Source organism: Geobacillus sp. FSL K6-3411, from assembly GCF_037965715.1.
GTDB lineage: Bacteria > Bacillota > Bacilli > Bacillales > Anoxybacillaceae > Geobacillus > Geobacillus thermodenitrificans.
The window spans coordinates 2,971,737-2,984,457 of the sequence record NZ_CP150187.1; the positions used below are offsets into that span (position 1 = coordinate 2,971,737).

At 44.9% G+C, this 12,721-nt stretch carries 15 protein-coding genes; 3 read left to right on the forward strand and 12 right to left on the reverse strand.

What is annotated here, in order from left to right:
* The first annotated feature begins 28 nt into the window (after positions 1–28).
* From NSQ22_RS15095 to NSQ22_RS15105, 3 genes are all read left to right on the forward strand, one after another.
* Positions 29–682 (forward strand): LysE family transporter, encoded by a 654-nt coding sequence (locus tag NSQ22_RS15095; protein WP_339263725.1) that lies wholly within the window; start codon positions 29–31, stop codon positions 680–682.
* A gap of 94 nt (positions 683–776) precedes the next feature.
* The gene (locus NSQ22_RS15100) at positions 777–1,511 is read left to right on the forward strand and encodes a class I SAM-dependent methyltransferase (RefSeq protein ID WP_339263726.1); all 735 of its coding nucleotides are present in this window, start codon (positions 777–779) and stop codon (positions 1,509–1,511) included.
* A 34-nt stretch (positions 1,512–1,545) separates the two neighbouring features.
* Positions 1,546–2,094: a GrpB family protein gene (locus tag NSQ22_RS15105; protein ID WP_339263728.1), complete on the forward strand. Its 549-nt coding sequence runs from the start codon at positions 1,546–1,548 to the stop codon at positions 2,092–2,094.
* 124 nt (positions 2,095–2,218) lie between these two features.
* On the opposite strand, the gene NSQ22_RS15110 is transcribed toward NSQ22_RS15105, so the two are convergent.
* The 12 genes from NSQ22_RS15110 to NSQ22_RS15165 all read right to left on the reverse strand — a co-directional run bounded on the left by NSQ22_RS15110 (position 2,219) and on the right by NSQ22_RS15165 (position 12,716).
* Positions 2,219–3,097, reverse strand: a complete 879-nt coding sequence (locus NSQ22_RS15110; protein WP_190300603.1) for an IS982 family transposase — start codon at positions 3,095–3,097, stop codon at positions 2,219–2,221.
* 423 nt (positions 3,098–3,520) lie between these two features.
* Positions 3,521–4,276: a hypothetical protein gene (locus NSQ22_RS15115; RefSeq protein ID WP_339263730.1), complete on the reverse strand. Its 756-nt coding sequence runs from the start codon at positions 4,274–4,276 to the stop codon at positions 3,521–3,523.
* Positions 4,277–4,342: 66 nt separating this feature from the next.
* On the reverse strand, positions 4,343–5,059 hold the full coding sequence (locus NSQ22_RS15120) for an N-acetylmuramoyl-L-alanine amidase (RefSeq protein ID WP_339263731.1): 717 nt from the start codon (positions 5,057–5,059) through the stop codon (positions 4,343–4,345).
* 48 nt (positions 5,060–5,107) lie between these two features.
* Positions 5,108–5,590, reverse strand: a complete 483-nt coding sequence (locus tag NSQ22_RS15125) for a hypothetical protein (RefSeq protein WP_339263733.1) — start codon at positions 5,588–5,590, stop codon at positions 5,108–5,110.
* A 203-nt stretch (positions 5,591–5,793) separates the two neighbouring features.
* Positions 5,794–6,300: a hypothetical protein gene (locus NSQ22_RS15130; protein ID WP_081207178.1), complete on the reverse strand. Its 507-nt coding sequence runs from the start codon at positions 6,298–6,300 to the stop codon at positions 5,794–5,796.
* 105 nt (positions 6,301–6,405) lie between these two features.
* Positions 6,406–6,765, reverse strand: coding sequence for a hypothetical protein (locus NSQ22_RS15135; RefSeq protein ID WP_081207179.1), 360 nt, complete (start codon positions 6,763–6,765; stop codon positions 6,406–6,408).
* A 20-nt stretch (positions 6,766–6,785) separates the two neighbouring features.
* A complete protein-coding gene (locus NSQ22_RS15140; protein WP_339263735.1) occupies positions 6,786–6,974 on the reverse strand; it encodes a hypothetical protein in 189 nt (62 codons plus the stop codon).
* Positions 6,971–7,324, reverse strand: a complete 354-nt coding sequence (locus NSQ22_RS15145) for a hypothetical protein (RefSeq protein WP_081132805.1) — start codon at positions 7,322–7,324, stop codon at positions 6,971–6,973. The genes NSQ22_RS15140 and NSQ22_RS15145 overlap by 4 nt, the downstream gene beginning before the upstream one ends.
* 14 nt (positions 7,325–7,338) lie before the next feature.
* Entirely contained in the window at positions 7,339–10,230 is a 2,892-nt protein-coding gene (locus NSQ22_RS15150) for a glycosyl hydrolase family 18 protein (RefSeq protein WP_339263737.1), read from the reverse strand.
* Positions 10,227–10,988 carry a hypothetical protein gene (locus NSQ22_RS15155; protein WP_328093001.1) on the reverse strand — a complete coding sequence of 254 codons (762 nt, stop codon included), beginning with the start codon at positions 10,986–10,988 and terminating at the stop codon, positions 10,227–10,229. Before NSQ22_RS15155 ends, NSQ22_RS15150 begins: the two co-directional genes overlap by 4 nt.
* Before the next feature lie 40 nt (positions 10,989–11,028).
* Entirely contained in the window at positions 11,029–11,226 is a 198-nt protein-coding gene (locus NSQ22_RS15160) for a hypothetical protein (RefSeq protein WP_011888049.1), read from the reverse strand.
* Positions 11,223–12,716, reverse strand: a complete 1,494-nt coding sequence (locus tag NSQ22_RS15165) for a phage tail protein (protein WP_339263739.1) — start codon at positions 12,714–12,716, stop codon at positions 11,223–11,225. Before NSQ22_RS15165 ends, NSQ22_RS15160 begins: the two co-directional genes overlap by 4 nt.
* Positions 12,717–12,721 lie beyond the last annotated feature (5 nt).

Here is a 12,721-nt window from a genome sequence, read left to right on the forward strand (position 1 = left end):
ATTTTGATAATATGAGGGGTTAATTAACATGGTTTTGTGGGGAATCTTCATCAGCGCTTTTTTAATAGGCTTTTCAGGAGCAATGATGCCTGGGCCTATGTTGGGGGTTACAATTGACGGCAGTCTTAAAAAGGGGTGGACAGCAGGCCCTTTGACAGTATTAGGGCATGGAATACTGGAATTTATATTAATTGTCATCATGACATTCGGGCTTAAAGATTTCTTTTCTAATCCGACAGTTGCAGGATTTATTGGATTTTTTGGCGGTGCTTTTCTTGCATGGATGGGCTATGGAATGATAAAATCTGGTATTAATAAATCAGTTTCTTTGGAGAGCCAAAGAGCAGGGAATAGTGCCGGAGTGAGGAATCTTGCATTAGCGGGAGCGCTTGTAAGTGCTACCAATCCGTATTTTATTCTCTGGTGGGCGTCAACAGGTATGGAATCAATACGCCAGTCTTATACTTCAGGGTTAATTGGTGTTTTGTTCTTTTTCATAGGGCATATCCTATCGGACTTTGTATGGTATACAGCAATATCCACGGCATTTTCCAGAGGAAAGAAACTGATAAGTGATACCCTATATCGATGGATAATTATATTGTTAGGCATATTTATTGTAGCATTTTCAATCTATTTTATAGGCAGTGGCTGGAAGATGCTATTAGGGGCGATAGAGTGAGAAAAAAGATAGGTATATAGTTCGAATTAGCATTTGTATATATAACTGTTTTAACTATTGCTGGATTTATGACAAATAGAAAGGGGTAATTATAATGAAACAAAACAAATACGATGATGATGTCTTTTTCAATAAATATAGCAACATGAACCGTTCAAAAAATGGTCTTGAAGGTGCGGGGGAGTGGCATGAACTAAAAAAGATGATGCCTAACTTCAAAGATAAAAGGGTTTTGGATTTAGGCTGCGGGTTTGGATGGCATTGTCGCTATGCTGTAGAGAACGGTGCCAGGTCAGTAATTGGAATTGATATTTCACAAAAGATGTTAAGTGAAGCAAAGAGTAAAACAAAATATGGGAATATCGAGTATATCTGTATGCCAATAGAGGACATAGACTTTCCTGAAGAATCCTTTGATGTTGTTATCAGTTCCCTGGCTCTTCACTATGTTAAATCCTTTGAGGATGTATTAGTCAGAGTATATAAATGTCTTTCAAAAGGTGGAGATTTTGTATTTTCTGTAGAGCATCCCATTTTTACAGCACAAGGCCCTCAGGATTGGTATTATGATGGTAAAGGTAATATTCTGCATTGGCCAGTTGACCATTATTTCACGGAAGGTATTCGTAATGCTAAATTTCTAGGTGAGGAAGTTATTAAATATCACCGGACACTTACTACATACTTAAACAGCCTCATAAAATTAGGATTTGAAATAACAGGAGTTGTTGAACCAAAGCCAGCAGAAAATATGCTTAATACAGTACCTGGAATGTTGGATGAACTGCGCCGGCCAATGATGCTGCTTGTGTCGGCAAGAAAGAAGTAATATTAGAATGAAATGAAGGCGGAGGTGAAGCACTGTGTTTGAAGGCGGTGTACCAATGGAAATAAATGAGAAAATTTATATTGAGGAATATAACCCTGAATGGGCCGGACAGTATGAATATGAAAAAGAACAATTATGCAATGCTCTTGGTGATGCGGTTTTAGGTATTGAACATATAGGAAGCACATCTATTCCTGGAATTTGGGCAAAACCGATAGTTGACATTATGATAGGTGTAAAGTCTTTGCCCCTGGAGAAATCTCAGATTTGTAAAGTCATAGAATTAGGCTACGAATATCTTGGTGAAGCAGGAGTAAGTGGAAGGATTTATTTTCGGAAGAGATTTCCCAAGGCATATAATGTACACATTACCCAATTCGGGAACTTGATTTGGAACAATAATATTCTTCTACGTGACTTTTTGCGCAGTAATAAAGATGAAGCAATGAGATATTCAGAGTTGAAAAAGATGATAATATCCGAAGGTGTAAACAATTTATTAGAATACTCAGAGCGCAAGGCTGACTTTATTAATGAAATTCTTAAAAAGGCTAATGAATGGTATAATAAAAATAACTTCTAGTATTACGAACTACAAAAGAGAAATTAAGAAGAAGGAACTTATAATGAAAGCAGAGATTAACCTTATTACAATTTGGACATAGGTCAAAACTTTATATAAATATACCCGTGGTGCTAGTTGAGCGTCAACGCTCCACTAGCCCAAGAACAACGAGAGAATGGGCCAATAAAATGCCATCAAGCGTTGTTTCAAATCCAGAAACCGAATTGGCACGAATTTCCGTAATCCGAAATGAATCCACTAAAACCGAGAACGCAGTTTCGACGATTTTGCGTTTTTGCTTCATCCATTGTTTCCATTTTTTTGATTGCGCAACTCGTTGATTTTTCCGAGCAGGCGTCCAAAAAGCGATTTTGTATTCATCGTATAGTTTCTTTTGCAAGGCTTGGCTCACATATCCTTTGTCGCCAAGTGTATACGGATGAGGAAGTTGGGCCATCACGGTTTCCGCAGCTGTCCGGTCGTGGCAGGATGCTTCGGTCAGGACATATCCCATCGGAAGCGCTTGGTCGGTAATCTGAAGATGAAGCTTAAATCCATAGTAAGCCATCTTTTTGGATGCACAATACCCAATATCTGCGATTCCTTGAAATCGTTTGACGCGATACATTCGTGCGTGGTGGCAGAGTTCAATGGGTAAGCTATCCACCACCGCATAAGCGTGATGTTGTCCACGTTTGGCGAGTTGGTGACGAATCCATTTGATCGCCCAACGCAACGACCGGCATCGACGGTTGTATCGAGAGCGCTCTGGGAACATTTCCTTTGTGAACAGGTTTCCAATGACAAATCGATGCCAAGCCCGTTCCGAAGTAAACCCCAGCAATTTTCCAAGAATGTGAATGGCGATGATGACCTCATCCTCTTGCTTCAACAAATGACAATTTCGACGTTGTAAATACATCTGGATACAAGGCAATTGTTCTGATACAAAGAATAAGATCGCGGCATATTGCTTTTGAATTTTTGCTTGGTCTATTGTAAAATGAAAGTGCTCTTGCATGGGACTTCTCCTTTTGGATGTTTGTTCGCACTTTCATTTTAAAGGAGATCCTCATGCAAGGGCCGTTTTTATGTCTTGAGATTTTATCTAGCACCACGGGTTCATTATTCTTAATCAATTCATCTAACGCAGACATTCCTTTCCCCCCTACTTCTTGTCTGATCTATACATCTGAGCGAGTCATCTTCGTTGTTTTCGTCATTGAGCAATGACAAACCGCATTTAGTAAATGTCGTGGATAGGACAACTCTATAAAATATAAGCTGCGCAATCCTAAAGTTTGTTCTTCAATTGGTATACAATACAATTTTATCAAAAAGAAACATTTTCTACTATGTAATTTAAGTGAAGATAGGGTAACATAAGATAATCACAACAGCAGAAAAATTGTAACGCAATTCACTTCACATCACCTCTTGCTTTTTATTCATTCCAATATTGTGGTCTCTCCCTGCCATTTTTTTTGATATATTCCCATAGCGCTGGGCGATTTTCGCCGCCATGATGGTATGAACTCATCCCGAATTTGTGTGTCTTAGTTCCGTTCAGCTCAACATCCAAGTCGTGCAAAATCCGATGTGCATACACCAGGCCGGTTGTATCTTTTTGGCTTGTTGCAATTTCGAGAACAACCTCGAGAACTTCAAAATCCAATTTCAAATCTCTCGGATCGTCATCAATAGATACTATATCCAGCAAGTTGTTCTGTTCCATGGTTTTGATCTGTTCCGTGATTTCGGGGATGATTGCTTTTGCTTCCTTAATCAAGGCATCAGCGTGCTTCTTTTGTTGCTCCCAATTGACATTCTTGATTCTCCCGTAGGTTAGCGTGTCCTCATAAAATTGATGGTGGTCTCGGACAAACTTTTGAATGCTCTCTTTCACACCCGGCTTCCAGTTCACTTTTTGCCCAACGTATGACCGAATAGCTTCGTACTCAGCATTTTTTGATTGTTGGTTCTCTGACCTATCTTCCTGTTTGGAGCTTTGTTCTTCGTTTCGAGTCCCCTTCTCCTTGCTCTGTTCTTCTCTTTGGCTATCCTGCTTCGTGTTTCGCTCTTGTTCTGTCTGTTCTGCCTTAGGCTTGTCTGGTTCTTTCGACTCTTTTTCCGGAGAATCAGAGCACCCCGACAACAAGACAGCGACCAACATACCAATCATCGGTTTGTACAGTTTCATTTGTAAAACCTCCTAGATTTGGTATTTACCTTTATCATAAATCACCTCCTTTCCGTTTGAAAGTAGTTAGGCTCTGTATACATCAATAAAGGAATCAAGCCCTTTTTCTTTCAACTCCCTTACTCGTTTTTCAGCATTTTCCCGATCCGCGAAACTGCCTGCCACCACGCGGTAGAATACCTTCCCACCGTCCGACGGCTTCGGTGCAGGCTTTGCCTCTGACGTGGGCTTCGCTCTCCACCCATGAGCTTTGGCCAGCCCGTGTGCATGCGCCAGTGCGATCTTCCGCAGATTGTCATCCGACTTCAGAAAATCGGCATCATCCTTATTGTCAATAAACCCATTCTCGGTCAGAACGGCAGGCATCTTCGTCTCGCGGAGAACGGCAAGGTTTGCCTCTTTCTTCCCGCGATTAACAAATTTCGTTTCGGCAACAATGGTATCGTGTAAAACGTTTCTCAATGCCTGCGTTTTCGGCTTGCTCGGATACGAGCCGTTGTAAATGTACGACTCGAATCCCTCTCCGCCACCTGCGTTGATGTGAATGCTACAAAAGTGATCCGCGTTGAGTCGGTTGGCAAAAGCAGCGCGGTCGCTCAAGCTGACAAAAACGTCTTTGTCGCGAGTGAGATAGACCTTGACACCTTCGTATAGCTCATAAATGTAGTCTCTCGTATAGAGCGCGATTTTCAGCGTCAAATCCTTTTCACGAAGTCCGTTCGCTACCGCACCCGGATCGTGGCCGCCGTGGCCGGGGTCGATGACTTGAATGAAGTCAGCCATGTCAATTCCTCCTTTGGTTTGTAGTAAAAGCAAATAAAAAAGCGCCCTTTACAGGCGCTGTTCTTTTTGAATTTCGTTATAGATCGCATCGAACTGTTTGATATATTCATCATATTTGCTCGAATCGCTTTCGTTCCTCATTTTCCCAAACAACTTAATCAGTTCACTCAATTTCATTTTCATCCAAATCTCATCCTCAAGGTAGTAAAAGTGTCTTGCATAAGTATAGCTTGAGTATGCCATGTGAATCATGAACGATTCTCTACTCGAAAACGGCTCATAATCGTTTGAGTGAAGCGACTTGTTCGTGTGGTTCAACCATTCCTCTACACTTCCAAATTCACTTTTTTCGAGTACAAACTTTTCTTTCTCCTGTTTTTCTCTTTCAGAAACACTCTCCTCTTGAACAGTCATCGCTTGCACGGAGTCGTTTTTCGGCGGAGATGGGTTCCTGCTCTCTTTTCCGTTTCCGAACCACATGACAGCAAAAATCACTACACACAAAACGGAGAAGAGCCCAACCTTTTTCACCGTGTTAATCCTCCCTTTGGTTTCGCTCTTTGTGTTTATCTTACCAAAGGGCTCATTCTTAGTAAAACCAAAACTTTCCGTATATGCATGATTCGTAATACATCGTTCTGACTTGAACCAATTCAGTCACATCAATTCCCTCTTTAGTTTGGAATAAAAGCAAATAAAAAAAACGCCCCTTTACAGGCGTCATTCGTTCTTGGTTAATTGTCAGCTTTCTCGGTTAGCTTTTCATCGGCAAAGTGAGTTTTGTTGAAATGTAAATCTAAGTCGTGAATAACTTCGTGAATCTCGTCAAAAATTTTATCACCTTTTTTCGCGTCGTTCTGAATCGCTTGATTCACCAATTCTTTTGCTTTTTCTAGCTCATCCTTTTTTTCTTCTCCGTTATATTTGATTCTGTCTAAATTTCCCTTTAGTTCTTTTAGAATTCCTCTATAATCCTCGTTCGTTAAACTCGTTCCCCCATTATTCACGTTTGCTTTGTCCACGAAAATAGCTGAGTTAAGGTGCGCGAAGTAAAGTTCTGCGTTCGATTTATATTCTGGAGAATTGTTTGGATCAACTCCGACAACCAGCCATTCTTTTTGTTCCTGCTCTGATTGTTGCTGTGCCCTTACAGGTTTGGCGTCATCTTTTTCACTCATTAGGACAAAAAAACCGATCCCTAATAAAACAACAGCGACTGCTCCAGAGATCCATTTGCCCAACTCAAACCCTCCCCCTTGGCCTTATTGTGTCGTTACCATTTTAACCAATTTTTCAACTCCTTTCAAATGAAGGAGCGCCAATTCATACGCCCCTTCATTTGATAATCAGCGATACACCATGAAAGAATATGTTGTTATCACCCCTGTATATTCTTCATTTTCTCTGGCTTGATAGTACATACGGACTCTGTATCGTCCTTCTTTCTTTCCAGCTAGATAGAACTTTTTAACTGGCGTTTGATGCCTAAAATATCCTGTTTGCAATTCAACAGCCTTCCAATAACCATCATAGATTTCAAGCGCCATGACATAATCCCAAGTTGGCGCGATAAATCCGTCGCTGTTCGGATCTCCGATTCCCCCACCACTGTAATACGCTGTTACATCAATCGAAGTAGCTTTTTCAGTATAATAGCTAGCATCAGTACATACAACCATCGGTTTGGGCATTTCACTGCAAGGCATAGTACCCCTCCATTTTTCACTTATTTTTCGTCACTTTTGTCATGGCTTTGGTATACGCCAATCGCCGCCAACAAACCAAAAACGCCAGAAACGATGATTTCAAGCGCCCCTTCGATTTGCTCTGGATCATCGACCTTCGCGATGTTCGCAATCACAAGCGCGACAATCGGGATGAAATACCCGATGATTTTCTTCCAGTCTTTCATCATGACCCACCTCCTTTCTGGACAAGATAAACAAGCGCGAACAAGAAACCCAACAGCCAAGGAATCGTGGCCGACAGAATCGCGCTGATCCACATTTTCTTGAACTCTTTTCTCTCAATCTCCTTTTCTTTGACAAGAACAAGCGCTTCATTGGCCTTTTGAAACGCTTCCTCGGCCATTTTCAAGGCATTCCGGCTTCGCTCGTCGGCTTCACTGGCTACGGACGTTTTTTCTTCCAAACGAATGATTCGTTGTTCCAATCGATCCAATGAAGATGACACTCCGTTCAGCGAATCATAAATCTCTCGAAGCGTAATCGTCACCCCGTTTCCGTCATGTGGAGAAATACCCATGGCTTCACCCCCTTTCATGGGATATAAGTGAATATCCGCGGGTCTTCTTGCCCGATTGTCCACATCGCCACGCCTTTACAGCCGTATCGCATGGTGTATTCGGCGGCTTTTATGAAACTTTCAAGGTCGCCGTTCCACGCAATCGAATAGCCTTCCGAATCGCCGACATAGAAATTTCGCAGCCATACACCGGCATCGACCATACGAATACGGATGGTTTTCTCTCCTTGCCAAGAAGGCACGGTCACAATCGGGAGGTTTTCGTAGTCATTGGAAATCTTAATGCCTAACCCTTCATCGGGGTCAAAGCCCGAATATACAAGATAGCCTAGCTCGTCATAGCTGTACGGCCGCGTTTCTTCAAGTGCAACATGTTCCACGCCGTCGATGATCGCTGCTACCTTCTCCATCGGCTCATACCGATCATTTGTGGCGATTTGCAGTCGATAGCACTTCACGCGACAACCACTCGCATATACACCGTGCGCTCCCTTGTTTGGTGGCGCCGGAAACGTTTGTGTACTCGGATATTCGATGACTTCCGTGTTCCCGACCATGCACTTGATATGATTGCCGTGCACTCGAACCTTGAATGTGTAGCGTTGTCCAAGCGTCAACGTGAGAGGTGCGGACGCTAGCACTTGGGAACTTCCTCCGCTCTCGTATTTCAAATAGAACCGTCCGGCTCGATGGTCAGCAACAAAGACATACCCTCGCCCAATTTGTCCGGCTTGATCGGCGCAAAAGCGAATGCCGTACACAGCGTTTCTGTCGTTCACGTCAGCGCGCAAATCCGCTTCGATATGGGCGTTCATCTCGTATTGGTGGTTGACGATCAATTGCATAGACTGTGTCCTTGTATCGGCGAATACGTGCGCTTCCTCGGTGCTTGTCGCCGCATAGGGGCGCCATGCTCCAAATGAGTATCCCCTGCTCACTGGAGTGCCGACACATCGTTGTAAATCGGGGTCGGGGTTAGAGCCCGGCGGAATGTAATTTGGATCGACATGCAGGTAGTATCTCGTCTTTGCCAAGTCAGTAATGCCGCTTCGGACATGTGGTCCGAACAGGTCTTCCCAAATGATGGCCGGACGTGGAGGGCGGCGCAATAGTTCGCCTGTGATCGTCATGTTCGCCGGAAAGGAGGCCTGCACTTTTGAAACGATCCCGTTTGTCACTTCTCCCCGTTTCCACGTCGGCTGCAAATTGACGCGATACTCGACTTCCCCGCCCGACATGCCATGCTCAAACGCCTCGCAAACGATAAACCCTAGAATTTGCGCATCGTCTTCGCATATGCCAACCTCAATCGTGTTTGAAGTGCCAAACGAAAAAACACCGCAGTCGTAGAAATGCCTGTCGGGATTGACGTAAAACGGATACCATTCGGGCTGATTTCCTTTTTCCCCGATGACAAAGCCCTGTCCGTTCACGCTAATAGGAATCCGCGGGTTTAAATACGGGAAATAGACAACGGCGATCAGTCGATAGCTTCCCGCTTCTGGCAGGGTGAATGAGTAGTACAAGCGCCCGTCCTGCCCTTCGTTTCCTTCTGCCGGTTCGCATGTGTTCAGGTCTTTGTTGTAGTTGTAGACCGCCGAATGCGCTGAATAGCCGTAAAATGTATAGCCGGACAGTGTATCACGCGGCGTCCAAGTCGTGCCTGTTCGCGTGTTCCCCATCCGGCTCGTCACATCGTTCAATATTTTCTTGATGCCCGTGAACTTCGCTCTTTGGTGCTTCGAATAGCTTGTGATGTAGTCCTGTCCGTTGTACGTATCACGGAAAATCACGGTTTGATCGTTAAACGTCTTTAACGTTGCGAACTGCACCGCAAATCGGTCATACACATGCAAATACGTCTTTTCGTAGGATGATTCTTCATCATGGAATCCGGCATATGGAATGAACGATTGATTATACCAAACAAATTCGTCATTCTCGTTTCTACTGCCAGCGTTATGCTTGAACAATCCGTTTTGCCATTGTATAATTTGCCAATATCTGACGATTGTCCCTGTCCGCTTCTCATTCAACTGCCAACGGCGTCCATATGCGGCTGTTCCGACATACACCTTCTCTGGTTGCAGTACATTTTGGACATGATCTAACACCTGTTCGAGCCACCATAATGGGGTAGATGCTCCAGGCGCAGTATTGCCCGACGAGAAATCATAGGACATGATTTGAAACTCGTCGATAGCCTGATTTCCGTTCAAATCCCTTCCGCTAGCAACGGTTCGATAGTCTGTCCATTGATACCAATACGGCTCAAAATCGCCCGTCATCGCATGAAGGTTCACGCGCAATTCCAGCCCTAACGGAATACAAACCTCGTTTTTCACCCTTACAAGCAAATCGCGATACTTTTCCGCTTCTTGATATGAGCGACTTCGAGACGAACTTTTTTCAAAGTCCATCTCAATCCCTTTGATGCGGTTCGGGAAACGGTTCATGTAGAGTTCGGCGATTTTCCGCAGTTGTCGGATGAACGTGTCTTGTGCATTGTTCACGTTATCTAACATCGGCTCTACCCGACTTTCATTAAAACAAACCATTTGTAACGACCACTTGATACTCGGGTAGTGATCCACCAAAAATCGCAACGAATCTCTCATCCAATAGCGAATGCCGCTCTCGTCATCGGTCAAGACTGGATACGCTTCTCCGGCCTTGTAATGATAAATCGAACCGTCCGCTAATACACCGAAATCGTGAAGACCAAACGCATGTATTTTGTCGTGATGTTCTAAAAACGCGTACCAAAAGTTGCGCTGATCGCCGCCCCAATTCTTCCAAGCGTTCGGGTCAATGATTTCCCATAAGCCTGTTGAGACTTCTTTCGCGTATTGCTCAAATTCAGCGTTTGACGGCTCATTTAGCGACCAAGATAACAGCTTTATCATGGCTTGGACTTCCCTTCCTGCCATTGAATGAGTTCGACAACTCCCCAGTACCCAATGCCAACGTCTTGCATTTTCCCATTAACTAGCTTGTAAAACTCGATGCGAATCCGGTTCGAGCCATAAGGCAAGCCCATGAACAATTGACGCCTTATCTTGAGCGTTCCGTTGCCGACAGGCAGGCTCCGGCTCGCCCGATTGGCCGGAACGCCGTTGATCGACGCCTCGTTCCTTGAGCCCCACAACCGAATTTCGCTTCCGGCCGCGCCGCCTTCAAAGAAAAATTCACGGCTGTATCGCTTATTTAAGGGATGTTCCGGCTCGTCGGGATATACTCGCTCGTATTCGTCCACATAGTCTCCGTAGTTGGTGGAAATCCGCAACAAATCGAAGTCGTTTTTCGCGTATAGCGTGATGTCCACGACAGTAGTCGTCAGTTGACGTGAGAAGTCTGTTTCGTACACGTTTGGCACGATAATCGCTTCATGTCCTCGCCCGACAATGTTGTAGAAGCGATTTTTCACATTCTCGAATACTCGCGGCTGATCGCCTAAATAAACGTCTCCCCCAACGGCCGTTGATGTTTCGTCCAATGTTCCGTATGCAGGTTGGAACCATTCCGCCGTGTTCGGAATGGAAGCCGTCGCCTGTTCGCCTTCTTGCAATTGCAAGTCAGTGATGCGGATCGCTCCGCGCCGCAGGTTTTCAGCGACTAGCTCAAATTCGATATGATCCACTTTTTTTCGTTGAAATTTGGTCAATGTGGCGAGAAATCGCGTCCAATCTCCTTTATTCATACCATCACCCGTCTAGCGACCAACGTGTTTCCGACGGATGCCCTTTCCACAAAGTCGCGATTGAACCGCTTTGCAGCATGATGTCGGTGACATTCACCTGCCCCGATTGGCAATTCTCCACGACAAACTCAATTTCAATCGCCGAAACGCCCCGATCGGGGCTTTTCACTTCGATAACTTGATTGAGTAATTGGAACATCATATCGTCTCACCTCCGGCCAGTGACAGCCAAATTGGCTCGTCTTCTGTTCCGTCCGCGTACTTGATGCGAATGTAAACACCGACGCGCCCCCTCCCGACTTGCAAGTTTTCCGCCGCCACTCGCATGCTGATGGAATACGAATCGCGATGGGAAGGGTAAACGATTTGCTTGAGTGTCTTGGTTTTCCCTTCTTCGGCCGTTGCCTTAAACGAGGCATTGCCGCTGTATCCGTTGACCGGATCAATCTCCCACCCGTTATTCGTCCAATAGTTGAACCCGTCATCAGCACGGGAATTCATGAGGTAGTTAAAGACGCTTAGGTTCAGCAAATCCTGTCTGTCTACCGTATCCTCCGATTCCAAAACGGGTGCCGCTTCCTGAACACCCGACAGCAAATCAGACAGCGTCGGTTGTGGACGTTCAAGCTCCACTTCCGATTCCCACGGCTTTTTGATGTTGTACTTCCAACGAACAATGCGCTTCTTCTCGTTGATGCCCAATTCTTTGTCGTACACAAACACGTTATCGCCAAGGGCGAATTGTTCATGGCTTAACCCCGACAGTCTCGACAAGTCGGCGACTTTCATCACGTATGAAGCAGTCGGACGCGACAAGATGCTCAAGGCATACAAACCGCGCTCGTAAAGGTGGAACGGGTTGGTGAAACGCTCGTCTTTTGCCACAAGCACTTTCCTCTTGGTCGTATATTGATAGTTTTCAATATAGGGCAATCCTTCTGGATGAGCGTCTTCAATCGTCATATTGTTCTTCCCGTACAAGTACAGCTTTGTGACAAGATTTTTCGTACTGTAGTTCACTTCGATTTCCTTCATGTTTTTCCGATAGACGATAGATGCTCCGGAATCTCTTCCTTCCGGCCGCAAGAAATCGACTGTATTGTTGCTTGTGTTGAACCACAACTCGCCCGTAAAGACGTTGGGAAGCTCTCTCAATGCTTTCAGCCGATTCGTTAATCCTTCTTCCAACTGAAGGTTTCGGCGCTCTGTCACTTCTACGCGCCCGACTGTCCACCCCGTCCCGTCCAGAATATCCGCCATGATTTGTTCCGGCGTCGCGTCCTGCCAACTCCACACTTTCATCGGCTCGGTATATTGCAAGTCGTACCACGTCGCTTCGCAATACACAACGAGTTCGAGCCGCCCTCCGGCTCTCACTTTTGAGACATCGCGAATGAAATAACGCTGATTGACCACTTCGACGATGTTTTCGTTTTGAATGTACTCTCGTTTTGGATCGTTGTATGGAAGGGAAAACGTCAGCGTATCCACACTGCCAATCTCTTGTTCCAAAATCGGGTCATCAGCGTTTTCCAATACGCCAAGTCGCTTCCCCTCTTGGTCATACACGACAAGCAAGGCGTTAGACAGTCGGCTATACAAGGGCTGTTGTCGTTGTGGCGGTTGGCTGTTGTATCGAATCTTGCCAAGCAGGTTATACCGCCCGACTCTCAACTGATTGTATTTCAGCATAGGCG